Source organism: bacterium (assembly GCA_024742285.1).
Lineage (GTDB): Bacteria > Myxococcota_A > UBA9160 > UBA9160 > UBA4427 > UBA4427.
In genome coordinates this window covers 1-15,609 of sequence record JANSYR010000006.1, presented here as the reverse complement: position 1 = coordinate 15,609, position 15,609 = coordinate 1, and the positions used below count along the sequence as shown (strand labels likewise).

13 protein-coding genes and 1 pseudogene are annotated in these 15,609 nt (G+C 69.0%); 8 read left to right on the top strand and 6 right to left on the bottom strand.

Annotation, left to right across the window (positions count from 1 at the left end):
- The first annotated feature begins 45 nt into the window (after window positions 1-45).
- The 3 genes and pseudogenes from rimM (at window position 46) to rplS (ending at window position 2,050) form a co-directional block, all read left to right on the top strand.
- Complete coding sequence (rimM, locus tag NXI30_12475; GenBank protein ID MCR9095027.1) at window positions 46-603, top strand: ribosome maturation factor RimM; 558 nt, start codon at window positions 46-48, stop codon at window positions 601-603.
- A gap of 169 nt (window positions 604-772) precedes the next feature.
- Window positions 773-1,543, top strand: a complete 771-nt coding sequence (gene trmD / locus NXI30_12470; protein ID MCR9095026.1) for a tRNA (guanosine(37)-N1)-methyltransferase TrmD — start codon at window positions 773-775, stop codon at window positions 1,541-1,543.
- Between the two features lie 165 nt (window positions 1,544-1,708).
- A pseudogene (gene rplS / locus NXI30_12465) lies at window positions 1,709-2,050 on the top strand (50S ribosomal protein L19).
- Between the two features lie 388 nt (window positions 2,051-2,438).
- Here the strand turns inward: rplS and NXI30_12460 are convergent.
- Window positions 2,439-2,873: a YraN family protein gene (locus NXI30_12460; protein MCR9095025.1), complete on the bottom strand. Its 435-nt coding sequence runs from the start codon at window positions 2,871-2,873 to the stop codon at window positions 2,439-2,441.
- A 112-nt stretch (window positions 2,874-2,985) separates the two neighbouring features.
- Here NXI30_12460 and rsmI point away from each other — a divergent pair, with 112 nt between their 5' ends.
- A complete protein-coding gene (rsmI, locus tag NXI30_12455; protein ID MCR9095024.1) occupies window positions 2,986-3,852 on the top strand; it encodes a 16S rRNA (cytidine(1402)-2'-O)-methyltransferase in 867 nt (288 codons plus the stop codon).
- A complete protein-coding gene (locus tag NXI30_12450; protein MCR9095023.1) occupies window positions 3,849-5,525 on the top strand; it encodes a heparinase II/III family protein in 1,677 nt (558 codons plus the stop codon). The genes rsmI and NXI30_12450 overlap by 4 nt, the downstream gene beginning before the upstream one ends.
- A gap of 13 nt (window positions 5,526-5,538) precedes the next feature.
- On the opposite strand, the gene ligA is transcribed toward NXI30_12450, so the two are convergent.
- A complete protein-coding gene (gene ligA / locus NXI30_12445) occupies window positions 5,539-7,662 on the bottom strand; it encodes an NAD-dependent DNA ligase LigA (protein MCR9095022.1) in 2,124 nt (707 codons plus the stop codon).
- Window positions 7,663-7,900: 238 nt separating this feature from the next.
- Between ligA and NXI30_12440 the strand changes: the two genes are divergently transcribed.
- Window positions 7,901-8,767 (top strand): HAMP domain-containing histidine kinase, encoded by an 867-nt coding sequence (locus tag NXI30_12440; protein ID MCR9095021.1) that lies wholly within the window; start codon window positions 7,901-7,903, stop codon window positions 8,765-8,767.
- Window positions 8,764-10,197 carry a sigma-54 dependent transcriptional regulator gene (locus NXI30_12435; protein ID MCR9095020.1) on the top strand — a complete coding sequence of 478 codons (1,434 nt, stop codon included), beginning with the start codon at window positions 8,764-8,766 and terminating at the stop codon, window positions 10,195-10,197. Before NXI30_12440 ends, NXI30_12435 begins: the two co-directional genes overlap by 4 nt.
- Before the next feature lie 25 nt (window positions 10,198-10,222).
- On the opposite strand, the gene NXI30_12430 is transcribed toward NXI30_12435, so the two are convergent.
- Genes NXI30_12430 through wecB form a run of 4 tightly spaced genes read right to left on the bottom strand, consistent with a single transcriptional unit; the run spans window position 10,223 to window position 14,230 of the window.
- Window positions 10,223-11,452, bottom strand: a complete 1,230-nt coding sequence (locus NXI30_12430) for a glycosyltransferase family 4 protein (GenBank protein ID MCR9095019.1) — start codon at window positions 11,450-11,452, stop codon at window positions 10,223-10,225.
- Window positions 11,453-11,487: 35 nt separating this feature from the next.
- On the bottom strand, window positions 11,488-12,159 hold the full coding sequence (locus NXI30_12425; protein ID MCR9095018.1) for an EpsI family protein: 672 nt from the start codon (window positions 12,157-12,159) through the stop codon (window positions 11,488-11,490).
- The gene (locus NXI30_12420; protein MCR9095017.1) at window positions 12,156-13,058 is read right to left on the bottom strand and encodes an exosortase/archaeosortase family protein; all 903 of its coding nucleotides are present in this window, start codon (window positions 13,056-13,058) and stop codon (window positions 12,156-12,158) included. Before NXI30_12420 ends, NXI30_12425 begins: the two co-directional genes overlap by 4 nt.
- 20 nt (window positions 13,059-13,078) lie before the next feature.
- Entirely contained in the window at window positions 13,079-14,230 is a 1,152-nt protein-coding gene (gene wecB / locus NXI30_12415; GenBank protein ID MCR9095016.1) for a UDP-N-acetylglucosamine 2-epimerase (non-hydrolyzing), read from the bottom strand.
- 490 nt (window positions 14,231-14,720) lie between these two features.
- On the opposite strand from wecB, the gene NXI30_12410 reads away from it, so the two are divergent.
- The coding region (locus tag NXI30_12410) for a sigma-54 dependent transcriptional regulator (protein MCR9095015.1) at window positions 14,721-15,609 on the top strand (889 nt) is incomplete at its 3' end.

The following is a 15,609-nucleotide window of genomic DNA, read 5'->3' as shown; positions in this document are numbered from 1 at the left end:
TGGGCGCTGCGGCCTTTTTCTTTCGAGGGTGCTGGAAGAACGACCATGCCTCTTTCTCCGGGACAGAAGCTGCCTTCCGCGGAGCGGATCGTGCTCGGCGAAGTCGTCGGGGCGCACGGACTTGCGGGCGAGCTTCGCGTTCGGGTCGCCGGGGACGGACCGGAGCACCTGCTCTCCGCCGAGGTCGTCTGGCTCGGGAAGCGGGCGAAGGACCCGGAGGCGAAGCGCCGGATCGTGACGGGCGCGGGGATGGCTCCGCGGGGCGAGGTCCGGCTGCGACTCGAGGGCGTCACCGGTCGCGAGGACGTGCAGCCGCTCGTCGGACTGCTCGTGACGGCTTCGCCGGATCTGCTGCCCGCGCTGCCGGAAGGGGAGTTCTACTGGTACGAGCTCGTCGGCTGCCGGGTCGAGTCGGCCCAGGGCGAGGACATCGGGACCGTGCGCGAGATCTGGGAGACCGGGGCACACGACGTGCTGCTGGTCGAAGACGAGGACGGGGTCCGGCGACTCGTGCCGACCGCCGAGGCGCTGCTCGAATCGATCGACCTCGCCGCTCGAAAGATCGTCGTCGCCGACGTCCCGGGCCTGCTCGAGCCCGTTTAGCAGCCCGTTGAACAACCCTCGGAGTCGCCATGCACGCGCCTTTTCCGACCACTCTTCGTTGCGAAAGCTTGCCTGGGTTCACCCAGGCTGCGCTTCCGCGCCTCGATTGGTCGGAAAATCCACGCACCTGGCTCCGCGAGGGCTGTTCAAAGGGCTGCTGGGGGGGCTGATGCTCGAGGTCGACGTGCTCACGATCTTCCCGGAGCTCTTCGGGCCCTTCCTGGAGACCGCGTTCGTCGGGATGGCCCGTCGCGACGGGGCCGCCCGGATCGAGACCCATGACCTCCGGGAATGGGCGACGGATCGCCACCGGTCCGTCGACGACACGCCCTACGGCGGCGGGCCCGGGATGGTGATGACCCCGGAGCCCCTGATCCCGGCGATCGAGGCGCTCGCCGGCGCGAAGGGCCCCGGCCGGACGGTGCACGTGATCTGCCTGTCGCCGCAGGGGCGTCCCCTCGATCAGGCGCGCCTGGCGGAGCTGGCGGCGGGCCCGCCGCTGCTCTTCGTCTGCGGCCGCTACGAGGGCATCGACCAGCGGGTCCTCGACCTGGCGGTCGACGAGGAGCTCTCGATCGGGGACTACGTCCTGTCGGGAGGGGAGGTCCCCACGATGGTCGTCCTCGAGGGCCTGGTCCGCCTCCTCCCTGGCGTCCTCGGAAATCCGGACTCGATCGAGACAGAATCGTTCCGCGGGGGGGGCGTTCTCGAAGGACCGCAGTATACTCGGCCGCCGATTTATCGGGGCCTCGAAGTCCCGCCCGTCCTCCGCTCGGGGGACCACGCCGCGATCGAGCGGTGGCGGCGGGAGCAGGCCCTGGACAGAACTCGCGCTCGAAGACCCGAACTGCTCGACTCCGCTCCGGAAATCCGATCCGACGAATCCGGAGGGGCGTCGCGCCGGGCCCCAGGCGCTCCGAACGACCGACAGAAAGAATGATCCCGCGTGGGCCGACCGGCCGGCGCGAACCCACCCACCACCCCTCGTATCCAGCCGCCGGATCTCCGGATCCGTCGGGTTCCCCGTTCCGCACGACACGATCGCCGTGCAGGACGGGTCCCGCGTACGAAGCGTGGCGACGAAGCGACCCAAAGGAAGAGACCGATGCGTACTCTGGACTTCATCGAAAACGAAATGCTCCGCCGGGACCTCCCGCCCTTCAAGGTCGGCGACACCATCGCCGTCCACGTGAAGGTTCGCGAGGGCGACAAGGAACGCATCCAGGTCTTCCAGGGACTGGTCATCCGCCGTCGCGGTGCCGGCGCCGGCGAGACCTTCACCGTTCGCAAGATCTCGAGCGGTGTGGGCGTCGAGCGCGTCTTCCCGGTCCAGTCGCCGCTGGTGACGAAGGTCGAGATCAAGGCGCGAGGCTACGTCCGTCGCTCCCGGCTCTACTACCTGCGCAATCTGTCGGGCAAGAAGGCCCGACTGCACAGCAAGGTCCGCGACCTGTCCGGTCTGATCTCCGAGGAAGAGGCCGAGGCGCTCGCGAGCGCCGGCGACGTCGAGGCGGCGGCGCCGGAAGTCGTCGAGGTCGAAGAGACGACCGAGGAGGCGACGACCAAGGGCGGCAAGAAGCTCAAGGGCAAGGCCCTCAAGAAGGCCAAGGCCGCCGAGAAGGCGAAGCGAATGGAGCAGCTCAAGGCCGAGGAGGCCGAGCGCGCCTCGAAGAAGGCCGAGGAAGTCGAAGAGACCGCTGACGAAGCGGAAGAGGCCGCCGCGGACGCGGGCGACGACGCTCCCGCCGAGGAGGCCGAAGAGAGCAAGGACTGAGTCCTCCGCTTTCTTTCGCTCGGGCGCTTTCCCGCTCGTGGCTATTCTTCGCTCGTGGCCGTCAAAACGCGGCCTCCCAGTGTTCGATCGACCACCGCGCATCGTGAGGGTGCGCGGTGTCGTCGTTTCGGGGGGCGAGTACGCCGAACCGCTCGTCCCGTAGGCACGTGATCACGTCGAAGCGCACCCGCGTGCGACCGCGGCGCGCCTCGGGATGTTCGGCGAGCCAGGCGGCCGCCCCGCGACGCAGCCGCGCCTGCTTTCGGGCATCGACGGCCTCCGCGGCCGATGCGTGACGGCCGAACACGCCGCGTGAATCCCGTCGCCGCGTCTTCACCTCGACGAAGACGATCGCGCCGCGGCCACGGACGATCAGGTCGATCTCGACCCGCGCCGCGCGGACGTTGCGTGCGACGATCTGATACCCTCGCGCCTCGAGATGACGCGCGGCGCGCTCCTCCCCCTCGCGCCCGAGGGATCTCCGTGCTCGGGACATGACCGGACCTGTGGCCTCGCTCGGGACCGGGTCGGTTGGCCAGGAACGGGGCCGGGCGGTCCAAGCCTGTCCGAGCGTCGTCCGACCTGTTCGGGGTCGGGGCAGGATAGGGATGGGAACGCTCCACATCGTCGCGACACCGATCGGTCACCTCGAGGACGTGACCTTGCGGGCACTCCGGGTGCTCCGCGAGGCGGACTGGGTCCTGGCCGAGGACACGCGACGGACGCGCGTCCTCCTGGATCACTTCGAGATCCCGCAGAAGCCGACCTCCCTCCACGCACACAACGAGGCGGGGCGGATCGAGTCGGTCCTGGACGCCCTGACCGAAGGCAGGCACGTCGCGTTGGTCTCGGACGCCGGTACACCGCTGGTCTCGGATCCCGGCGAGCGACTCGTGGCCGCAGCGGTCGAAGCCGGTCATCGCGTCGAGGCCGTGCCTGGCCCCTCGGCGCTGTTGACGGCGCTCACGGTCGCCGGCTTCTCGACCGAGCACGTGCTCTTTCTGGGCTTCCTGCCGCGCAAGGTGGGGGCCCGGCGGAAGATCCTCGAAGCCCAGCGCGGCCGGGGCGAAACCGTCGTCCTCTTCGAGTCTCCGAAGCGGGTCGCGACGACGCTTCGCGAAGTCGCCGAGACGCTCGGCGCCCGCCGTGCCTGCCTGGCGCGCGAGCTCACGAAGCAGCACGAAGAGGTGCTGCGCGACGAGGCCGGCGCCCTCGCGGAGCGCCTCGAGGCGTCGCCGCCGCGGGGCGAGTGCACCCTCGTGATCGAAGGCGGAGACCCTGCCGAGGAGGCCGCGGGAGGGGCCTGGACCGATGAAGCCGTCGACGAGGCGATCGAGGCGGCGCTCGCGTCGGGGCGTTCGGTCAAGGACGTCGCGAGCGAGATGGCGGAGCGCACCGGACGCAAGCGGCGGGCGCTCTACGCGCGGACCGTCGAGCTCCGCGATCTCCGAAGCGAAGGGCAGGGCGACGCATGAGTCGACCCGAGGCGATCCTCGGCCTCGTCGGCAGGGCGCCGACGGTCCTGCGTACCGTCGCGCACCTGCGTCCAGCCCAGGTCCGCGCGCAGGTCACCCATCTCTTCACCGGCGTGCCCGCCCCGGTTCGTCTCGACGCGCCGCATCTCTCGCTCGCGGTCACGACCCCGTCGACGCCGTTTCTCGCTCCGGCGCCGCATGTCGACGTGCGGGCCGCGGCGGGAGACGCGGTCGCGCTCCAGCTCCTCGGTCTCGATCTCGAGATCCCGTTCGATGCGGTTCCGTGGACCAGTGATCGTCACGGCCCGCTGTTCGCCTATCACCTGCACGAGCAGGCGTGGCTTCGACACGCGGGCCTCTCGCCGGGGATCCGACGGGCGATCGTCGACGACTGGATCGATCGACACGACGAAGGCATCGGCTGGGATCCCCACCCGATCTCGCTTCGACTGCTCGCATGGGGGAAGCTGCTGCTGACCGAGGGCGCTCTCCCTGCCGAGGAAGAGCGCTCGACGCGGATGCTCCGTTCGATGGCGAACCAGGCCGAGACCCTCTCGCGCGGACTCGAGATCCGGCTCCAGGCGAACCATCTCCTGTCGAACCGGATCGGCGTCGTGTGGGCGGGGCTCCTCTTCGGGGGCGAGGCCGCGGACCGGTGGCGCGCCGGCAGCGAGGCCCTGCTCGCAGAGTTCGACGCGCAGGTCCACCCCGACGGCGGTCACGAAGAGCGCAGCCCGATGTATCACGCGTTGATCCTCGAGAACGGGCTGGACCTGCTGAATCTGGCGCGCGCGAGCGAGCGCACACCGGAGGGCTTCGCCGAGGCCCTCGCCGGGGTCCTGGCGCGCATGACCACGGCGCTCGCGCGCTGGACGGGTCCCGACGGGCGGATCACGCTCTTCGCTGACTCGGCCTGGGGTGTCGCAGCGGAGCCCGAAGCGCTCTTCGACTACGCCCGCCGTCTCGGCGTGATCGACGCGCCGCCGACCGCGGAAGACGGCGCCGCCGAAGGCTCGGCCTACGAGCGGCGCACGAACGGAGACTTCGTGCTGATCGCCTCGACCGGCGGCCCCGCCCCCGCCCACCAGCCGGGCCATGCCCACTGCGACGCGCTCGCCTTCGAGCTCTTCGTCGATGGACGCCGCCTCGTGACGGACACGGGCGTCTACGAATACCGACCGGGTGCGTTTCGCGACCGGGCGCGGGCCACGTCCAGCCATGCGACGCTCGCCTTCGACGGCAGAGAGCAGTCGGAGGTCTGGTCGGCGCACCGCGTCGGGGGGCGCGCGACGACGGCCCGTCTCGAGTCGGGCGAGACGTTCTCGGTTCGGGAGGTCCGGGGCTGGTCCCGAGGTGCGCCGCGGCACGTCCGTCGGTTCGACCTGGCGGGGGAGGCCGTCACGATCGAGGACACGGTCCGCGCGGGGGGCCATTCCGTCGAGAGTCGTCTGCCGCTCGCCCCGGAGTGGACCGTCGAGCTCGCCGGTGGCGACTTCGCGCGCCTCCGTCACGCGGACGGGACGCAGGCCGAGATCGCGTTCGAGGGTGGGCTCGCGTGGACCGTCGAGCGCGCGCCCTTCTACCCGGGCTTCCACAGGGAGGTCGATCGCACCGTACTCGTGGGGCGCGGCGTGACCCCGATCGCGACCCGGATCACGTTCCGCCTCGCATGAGGGTCGAGCGCGCTCAGCTGCCCGCGAGCAGCGCTTCGATCCCCGCCTCGTCGAGGACCTCGACGCCGAGGTCGGTCGCCTTCTTGAGCTTGCTGCCAGCGGCCTCGCCGGCCACGAGGTAGTTCGTCTTCTTCGAGACCGAGCCGGTGACCTTGCCGCCGGCGGCTTCGATGCGTTCCTTGAAGTGGCCGCGGGGCTTGGAGAGCGTGCCGGTCAGGACGAAGACGAGGCCTTCGAGGGTCTGGGCCGCGGCGTCGTCCCCGGTCGGTCGGGCCGGTGGCGCTTCGATCGCGAGGCCGAGCTCGAGGAAACGTGCGAGCTCGGCGCGGTTGCCGGGGTCGCCGACGAAGCGGCTCACGCTCTCGGCGATCGTCGGGCCGACGCCTTCGATCGCCGCGATCTGCTCGGCGCTCGCGTCGAGCAGTCCATCGAGGGTCCCGAACTCCTCCGCCAGGAGCTCGGCCACGGTCTCGCCGACGTGGCGGATCCCGAGTGCGATCAGGAGTCGCGGCAGGGTCGTGGTCCGCGCGCGTTCGATCGCGCTGATCAGATTCGCGGCGGACTTGGCGCCCATCCGCTCGAGGCCGGTCACGGCCTCCTCTTCCAGGGCGAACACGTCGGAGAGGCGCTCTACGAGGCCCGCTTCGACGAGCTGGTCGACGAGCTTCTCGCCCAGACCATCGACGTCGAGGGCGCTTCGGCTCGCGAGGTGGCGCAGGTTGTTCTTCAGCTGGGCCGGACAGTCGAGGTTCGCGCAGCGGGTCACCGCCTCGCCCTCGAGCCGGACCGTCTCCGACGCGCAGATCGGGCAGGTGTCCGGCAGGGAGCAGCGCACGAGGGTCCGCCCTTCGGCCCAGGCCTCGTGGCGCCGATCGAGGCGCACGCGCACGATCTGCGGGATCACGTCCCCCGCGCGCTGGATCACGATCCGGTCGCCGACCCGGATGTCCTTCCGCTCGATCTCGTCCTGATTGTGGAGCGAGGCGTTCGAGACGGTGACGCCGCCGACGCGGACCGGCGCGAGTCGGGCGACCGGGGTGAGGGCGCCGGTCCGGCCGACCTGGAACTCGATCGCCTCGAGGAGGGTCTCCGCCTGCTCCGGTGGGAATTTGAAGGCGATGGCCCAGCGCGGGGCGCGAGCGAGGGTCCCGAGCGCTTCCTGCTGATCGAGTCGGTCGACCTTGAAGACGGTGCCGTCGATCTCGACGGGCAGGTCGCCGCGCTTCGAGAGCAGTGCCTCGTGGTAGGCGATCGCGGCGTCGACTCCGGTGCAGACTTCGATCTCCGGGCTGATCACGAAGCCCCAGGCGGCGAGCAGGTCGAGGGTCTCGCTCTGGCGTTCGAACGCCTCCGGGCGACCTTCCGCCAGGGCGTAGCCGCGGAACTCGAGGCTGCGGAGGCGCGCGTAGTCGATGTCGTGGATCTGCCGGAGGCTGCCGGCGGCGGCGTTGCGGGGGTTCTCGAAGGGGCGCAGCTCGCGCTCGATGCGGCCCGTGTTCAGCGTCTCGAAGGCCGCGAGGGGGAGGACGATCTCGCCGCGGACGCTCGCGATCTCCGGTGGGTCGTCGGTCGCCAGGGTCTCGGGGATCGAGGGGACGTGGCGCAGGTTCGTCGTCACGTCCTCGCCGGTCTGTCCGTCGCCCCGGGTGAGACCCTGGACGAAGCGGCCCTTTTCGTAGATCAGCTCGATCCCCGAGCCGTCGAGCTTGGGCTCGGCCATGAAGTCGAACGCGCCGATCGCGTCCTCTTCCTGCCCGGTCTCCGAAGCGAGCATGCGGCGGATCCGCGCGTCGAAGGCGCGCATCTCGTCCGCGTCCATCGCGTTGTCGAGGGAGAGCATCGGCGAGCGATGGGGCGCGGTCTCGAAGCCGTCGGCGGGCACGGCGCCCACGACCTGCGTCGGCGAGTCGGGGAGGACGAGCTCCGGGTGATCGGCTTCGAGGGCGAGGAGCTCGCGCTGGAGGGCGTCGTATTCGGCGTCACTGACCTCCGGCGCGTCCTCCTGGTAGTAGAGGGCATCGTGACGTCGGAGGGCCTCGGAGAGCTCCGCGATTCGCGCGCGGGCCTCATCGAGGGCGCCCTCGGGCCCGCCGGCCTGCGTCTTCGCTGCTTTCCCCTTGCTCTTTCGGGCGGCCACCGGTCCGCTGGGCTCCTCGTTCGTCGCCGCGCCAGCGTTGCCGGTCGCGTGCGGTCGGGCTGCGTAGGCGTGCGGGGCGGGCTGGCCTGGATGAAGGGAAATCCCATCAAGGGGGCTTTCCAGGGGGCCGATGAATCCACGAGCGCACGCGTGGTCCGGGCTCGTCCGGACGCGCGGACTCTACCACTGCCCCCCGGTCGCGCCGACTGCGGGGCGCTGCCCGAATGGACGCCCCCGGATGCCCCGTGCCTCGGACATCACCTCCCTCGAGGAGGCCCGCGACAGGATCGCGGCGCTCGAGGCGCGGCTCGACGACCAGGCGCGAGCGCGAACGGAGTTGATCCATCTCGTGAGCCACGAGTTCCGGACGCCGATCACGGTGATCTCGGGGTTCGGTCGGTTGCTGCAGAACGAGGGGCATGGCGCACTCAACGACGAGCAGCGCCGCTTCGTCGCCGAGAGCCTGAAGGCCTGCCGACGCCTCGACGACTTCGTGGGCGACCTGCTCGAAGCGCGAACCGATCCGGCGACGCCCTTCGCGATCGAGGTCGCGCCCACGGATCTCCACGAGGTGATCGAGGCGCCCCTCGAGGCCCTGGTGCCGATGCTCGAGGAGCGGGGCATCAAGGTCGAGATGCGCCTGCATGCCCCGGATCCCGTGCTCCCCCTCGATGCGCGGCGCATCGAGCAGGTGATGACGAATCTGTTGACCAACGCGATCCGCTACGGCCGCTCCGCCGGCGTGATCCGGGTCGCGACCGAGACGCCCACCGACGGCAGCGGCCTCACCTGGGTGTCGGTCGAGGACGACGGGCCCGGGATCCCGCCCGAAGATCGCGGACGTCTCTTCGCGCCCTACGTCCGCGGCGCCCTCGCCGGCGAGGTCCGTGGCCTCGGCATCGGACTCGCCCTCTGCCGCCGGATCATCGAGGCCCACCGCGGCCAGATCCACGTCGAGGAAGGCGCGCTCGGCGGAGCGCGCTTCGTCTTCGGACTGCCCTGCGCGTCCGCTTCCCCCGATTCCCGGAGCTACGCCTCCGATGCCTCCGATGCCTCCGATGCCTCCGACGCCTCCGAGGCGCGACCGGAAGGAGAGACCCGATGAGCGCCCGACCCGATCGCGGGAATACGGACGAGGAAGCACCGCGCCGCCTGCGCGCGCTGATCGTCGACGACGCGGAGGGCATGCGCGCCTATCTGGCGACGCTCTTCGAGACCCGCGGGTTCGACGTGGACACGTGCGACGACGGCGCGCGCGCGCTCGCGCTGCTCGAGAACGGCGCGGACCCGGATCTCGTGCTCCTCGACGTGATGATGCCCGGGACCGACGGGCTCGCCGCGCTCGCGCGGATCCGGGAGACCTGGCCCGACGTGCCGGTCCTGATGGTGTCGGTCGTCGGGAAGGCGGGCACGATCGTGCAGGCGATGCAGCTCGGCGCCGCGGATTACCTGACCAAGCCCTTCGAAGAGGCCGAGCTCGATGCCGCGCTCGATCGGCTCGGCCTCCATAGCGTGCCTCGTCGTGACGCGACTCGAGAGGGCGCCGACGTCGGGCAACGGATCTGGGTCAGTCCCGCCATGCGCGAGATCCGCGCCGTGATCGAACAGATCGGCGACACCGACGTGACGGTCCTGATCCAGGGCGAGAGTGGCGCCGGCAAGGAAGTCGTCGCGCGGGAGGTCCACGCGGTCTCGACCCGCGCGACGGGTCCCTTCGTCAAGGTGAACTGCGCCGCGCTTCCGACGGATCTGCTCGAGAGCGAGCTCTTCGGCTACGAGAAGGGGGCCTTCACCGGCGCCAATGGCCGCAAGCAGGGCAAGTTCGAGCTCGCGAGCGGCGGCACGATCTTCCTCGACGAGATCGGCGAGATGTGTCCGTCGCTCCAGGCGAAGCTCCTTCAGGTCCTCCAGGACCAGGAGTTCACGCGCCTCGGCGGCAATCGCGAGGTCCGCGTCGACGTCCGCGTCGTCTGTGCGACGAACCGCTCCCTCGTCGACATGGTCGCTCGCGGGGAGTTCCGTGAAGACCTCTATTTCCGCCTGAACGTCGTCGCGATCGACATCCCGCCCCTGCGCGAACGTCGCGACGAGGTGCCGCTCCTCGTCGAGACCTTCCTCTCGCGCTACGCGGCGCTCTACGAGCGGCCGCGCGCCGGACTCTCCCAACGCCTGATCGAGGCGTTCAACGCCTACGACTTCCCGGGCAACGTCCGCGAGCTGGAGAACATGATCAAGCGCGTGGTCGTCCTCGAGAACGAGGAGTCCATCCTCCGGGAGCTGTCACGGTCGCGCGCCGATCGCAGTGGGCGTCGGGCGGAGCTCGACGCGATGCTCGAGGAGATCGAGGAGACCGCCGGCGAGCTGCCGCTCAAGGAGGTCGGGCGTCGTTTCGCGCAGGAAGTGGAGCGCGAAGCCATCGAGCAAATGCTGCAGCAGACCGGCTGGAACCGGAAGCGCGCCGCATCGCGACTCGGCATCAGCTACAAGACGTTGTTGCAGAAGATCCGCGACTGCGAAGTCGACGTCCGCGGCTAGCGCGGTCGCCTCGAGCCGCGTCCGCCTAGCGGTCGCGTTCGAGGGTCGCTTCCAGGAACGTCGCCATCCGCCGCGCCAGGTCGTCGCGGAGGAAGCCCTCGTCGACCCACCGGCGGCCGGATTCCGCGCGGGTGCGGGCTTCGTCCGGCGCGTCCATCACGCGCTCGATCGCGGCGACCATCTGGTCCGGGGCTTCCGGATCGATGACGAGCGCGCCCCCCGCCTCCTCCATCATCCGGCGGATCTCGCCCTTGGCGGCGAGGACGACGGGGCGCTCCTGGGCCAGGAACTCGAAGATCTTCGACGGGATCACCGTCTCGAAGACCGGCAGGTCCCGCAGCATCACGAGCAGGAGATCGATCGAGGCGATCCACTCGGGCATCGCCTCCCGCGGCTGGAGCCCGAGCATCACCACGTTGTCCAATCCGCGACGGCGGACCTCCTCCTCGAGCTTCGCCCGATCCGCACCGTCCCCGATCAGGACGAAGCGCAGCTCGGACCGCGCCTTCATCCGTTCGGCGACGTCGATCAGCAGGGTCAGTCCGTGGGCCATGCCGAGGGTGCCCACGTAGGCGACGGTGAAGCGACCGTCGAGATCGTGCTTCGCGAGGAGCTCGCGATTCGGGGGGCGCGGTTGGAAGAGGGCGGGGTCGATCCCGTTGTAGATCAGCTCGATCCGGTCGTCGGGAACACCGCGCTCGCGGATGTGTCCGCGGAAGGTCCGCGTGTTGACGACGACGCCGGCGGCACTCCGGTAGAGCCACCTCTCGAGGGCTTCGAGCACCGAGAGGATCGGTCCCGAGCCGAGCTGGCCGAGCTCCACGACCGATTTCGGCCACAGGTCCCGGATCTCGAGGACGAAGGGGCGGCGCTTCAGCTTCGAGACGATCGCGCCGGCGACCCCGACGAAGAACTGCGGGCTGGTCGCGACGACGAGATCCGGGCGGTCTGCCCGGAACGACGCGAGGATCGCGGTGACCATGAAGCCCAGGTAGTTGACGACGCGCTTCGCGAAGCCCGAGTTCGGCGTGAGGTACATCCAGGTCCGAAGGACGCGGATCCCGTCGATCGTCTCTTCCTGGAAGAGACGATTCTCGTAGCCGTCGAAGATGACGCCGCGAGGATGGTTGGGGACCCCCGTGATGACGGTGACCTCGTGACCGTCCTGGACCCACCTTCGGCAGTGCTCGTGGGTCCGGTTCGCCGGGGCATTCACTTCCGGCGGGAAGTAGTGCGTGATGAAGAGGATCTTCATGGGAAAGCAGGCACTAGTTCGGAGCCGGCTCGGGACTAGTTCGGAACATAGTCATCGAGCATCGGCGTCACGAGGCCCGCGAACTCCTGGAACACGGCCTCCGCTGCCGCTTCGTCGCCGTGCACGATCGGGGTCGTGAACCGGACGAGGGAGCCGTCGGTCCGGCCCTCGCGGGCCCGATCGAGGAACATGTAGAGGATCTTGTGATGGCTCTGGGCGATCACGCGGCCGCGCGAGTGGTACCAGAAGTACACCAGGGCCCGCTGGTTGCCCTTGGCGATCACGAAGCGCTTCGCTTCGCCCTGGACGCCGTCCGCGACGCCGTTTCGCATGAGCGAGATCGGCACGACCTGCGAGTCGATCACGTCCCAGCCGGAGCCCGGCAGACAGTGCTCCGGCGGATGGATCACCGTCGCCTTCCCCGATTCGCGGTCGCGGGTCTGACGCTCGTGGTAGCCGATGTAGAGATGGCTCTGCGCGGCGGCCTCGGGGCTCACGAAGTTGCACGCGATGTAGTCGGTGACCATCAGATTGTTGACGGTCTTGTCGTCGAGGACCTCGCGGCCCGTGCATCGCCAATCCTCGATCTCGTTGGGGAAGAGCGAGAACTGGGCGCGCGGCGGGATGACTTCCTCGCTTCCGAGATACCAGTAGACGTATCCGTTGAGCACGAGGAAGACGAGGGCGGCGGCGATCTTGGCGGTCATGCCGGGGCATCTCCTGCGGCATCCCCCGCGTCGCGGCTGCGATCGCGGAGACCCGTGAGGAATTCGATCAGCCGACCTTCGCCCAGCAGGATGATGAATGCGAGCACGAAGGTGAACACGCCCTGGAGGTCGTGGATCGTGCCCGAGGCGAGGCTCTCGTCGTGGTGCGCCAGATAGCCCGTGAGCGCGACCCGGAACGCGTTCACGAAGATCGCGATCGGGATCGTCGAGGCGACGAGGACGAGCTGGACCCAGAGAACGCCCGGCTTGAAGAAATAGGCGAAGACGACGCCCAGGGTGATGAGGGCCATCAGGCTGCGCAGGCCGCTGCACGCCTCGTGGACGAAGAGCTCGGTATGGGCGAGGTGGATGATGTTGCCCTCGACGAGGGCCGGGATCCCGATCTCCTGCAGGCTCAGGACCGCCGACTTCGCGGCGATCAGCTGGAGCGGGAAGGCGACGGTGTTCACCAGTGACTGGGGAAGGGGCACCATCAGGAAGAGGAAGAAGAGCGGGAACGCGAGGATCCGGAAGATCTCCTTGCCGAGGAGCAGGAGCACGAGTCCGATCAGCGTGAACAGGAAGCCGCTGCGCATCGTCATCAGCTCGGTGCCGAGCCGGCCGATCATCAGGCTCGTCACGCCGATCACCAGCGGGATCAGGCCGAGCCAGGAGCCCTCGATCTTGGCGTCCTCGAGCTCCCATCGCTTCTGATAGGCGAAGTACACGTCGAGGGGGGCGATGATGAACCCGTGCTGGTAGTCCTCGACCACGCTCCAGTGGTGGACCATGTTGCGCAGGATCGGGAAGTAGATCCCGAAGAGCGCGACGATCGTGCCGCAGGTGATGTAGACGGCCTTGCGGTCGTCGCCTTCGCCGGCGACCACGTCGGTCGTCATTCTCGTCGCATCAGCCATCGTCAGGCAGATCCCGATTCTTGTTTCGCGCGTGCCGCGAGGACATCGCGCTCGAGAATGTCGACGATCCGGACAGCGGCTTCTCCGTCCCACAACGCGGGGCGCTTGCCTTCGCGCGGGGCGCCGCTGCGCAGCCGTTGAATGGCTGCGTCGATGTCCTTCGGATCCGTTCCGACGATCTCGTTGGTTCCTTCGGTGACCGTGACCGGGCGCTCGGTGCTCTCGCGAAGTGTAAGGCACGGAACGCCTAGCGCGGTGGTTTCTTCCTGGATGCCACCGGAATCCGTGAGCACCATCTGAGCATCCGTCAGCAACCTCAGGAAGTCGAGGTAGCCGAGCGGATCAGTCAAATGCAGGTCCGGTGTCACACCGCCGAGATTGTCGGCGACGGCCTTGGCCGTCCGGGGATGGATCGGAAAGACCACCGGGATCTCCCGGTTGAGGCGGCCGAGGACTTCGAAGAGTTTCGCCAGCTGCTCTGCGTGGTCGACGTTGCTCGGGCGGTGGAGCGTCAGGACGGCGTACTCGCCCGGCGTGAGCTCCAGTCGTTCGAGGGTGTCGAGCTCCTGGGCGCGCGCCTTGTGCGCGAGCAACGTGTCGATCATGACGTTGCCGACGAAGTGGATCTTCTCCGCGGGGATGCCCTCGCGGAGCAGGTTCTCCTCTGCGGACGGCTCGGTCGTGAAGAGCCAGTGCGAGACCGAGTCGGTCAGGACGCGGTTGATCTCCTCGGGCATCTCCCGGTCCCAGGAACGAAGACCGGATTCGACGTGGGCCACCGGGATGTGCAGCTTCACGGCGGCGAGGGTCGCCGCGATCGTGGAGTTGACGTCGCCGACCACGAGTACGACGTGGGGCTGCCGTTCGACCAACAGGTCCTCGATCTTCATGAGGACCTGCGCGGTCTGGTGTCCGTGGGTTCCGGACCCGACCCCCAGGTTCACGTCGGGCTCGGGGATTCCGAGATCCTTGAAGAAGGAGTCGGACATGGCCTTGTCGTAGTGCTGCCCCGTGTGGACGAGGATCGGCTCGAAGCGGTCCGCCCGACGGGCGAACTCGTGCATCAGCGGAGCGATCTTCATGAAGTTCGGCCGGGCGCCGGCCACACAGAGGACGCGGATCTTCTCGCTCGACGACGGGGGGGCGGCGGTCATGCTTCCTTCCTGGGTTCCCTTGAGAGGGAGGGGAGGGCGACGCGGTTCGATCGGGGCGCAGGCCCCGACCCACCCGTCCTCCTCCGGGGATTTCGGGATTCGGAAGCCCCTTCTTTAGCATCGGTCCCCGGTCGCGGGGCGGATGCCGCCGCGCTGCGCCCTCGGGGGATTGCTGGGTGCAAAAGGGGGGCAAGCTCCCGAAATCCGTGGGGTTCCCCGCGGAATTGATCCAAAGGCTCCCCCCACGCGCGCCGATGAGGGAAAGGGGTTTCCCACCGGGACACCGAGTATCCATATCTGGAATTCTTTTCCACATTGTGACGGAAAAGGATGTCCACCTATGGCTACTCTTCGGCCACTACCCGGAGAGGAATCCCGCCAGCTCGGAAATCGAACAGAGTTTGGTCGGTGATCGACCGCCGGCCGCGGGAAAGCATTGTGGCGAAAACGATTCACCCGTCGTTCTCGCTCCGGGAGTTCCAGCCCGAACATGAGTGAACGGACCACGGTTCTCGTGATCGATGACGATCCGGGGATCCGCGAATACCTGGAGACGCTGGCAGCGCGCCAGGGCTACGGCGTGTACTCCGCCGAGGACGGCGAGACTGCGCTCGCGGAGCTCGACCAGGTGCGTCCGGACATCATCACGCTCGACGCCGTGCTTCCGGGGATCGACGGACTCGAGACGCTGCGACGGCTGAAGCAGCGCGCGCCGGAGATCCCGGTCGTCATGCTCTCCGGCCACGGGCAGGCGCGCACGATCGTGGACGCGATGCGGCTCGGTGCGGCGGACTTCCTGCGCAAGCCCTTCGAGGTCGAAGAGCTCGAGCTCGCCTTCTCGAAAGCCCTCGAGAATCGCGCCCTCGAAGAAGAGGTTCGCAGCCTTCGCGGTCGTGTCCGGAGCGACGTCGATGGCCTCCTGATGGGCGGCGACAGCCCGAAGATGCGAGAGGTCAAGGAGATCATCGAGCAGGTCGCGGACACGGACATCACCGTGCTCGTCCGCGGCGAGAGCGGGACGGGAAAGGAGCTGACGGCGCACGCCATCCACTTCAACAGCCCGCGGAGCGCCGGGCCCTTCGTCACCGTGAACTGCGCCGCCATCCCCGAGACCTTGCTCGAGAGCGTGCTCTTCGGGCACGTCAAGGGCGCGTTCACCGGCGCCACGGCGGACAAGGTGGGTGAGTTCGCCAAGGCCGACGGCGGCACGCTCTTCCTCGACGAGCTGGGCGAGCTCCCCGTGCCGCTCCAGGCGAAGGTGCTGCGCGCGGTGGAGGACGGGGAGGTGCAGCCGCTCGGGAGCAACGCGGCCCCGCTCTCGGTCGACGTGCGCTTCGTCGCGGCGACCAACCGCGACCTCGCGACGATGATGGAGCGCG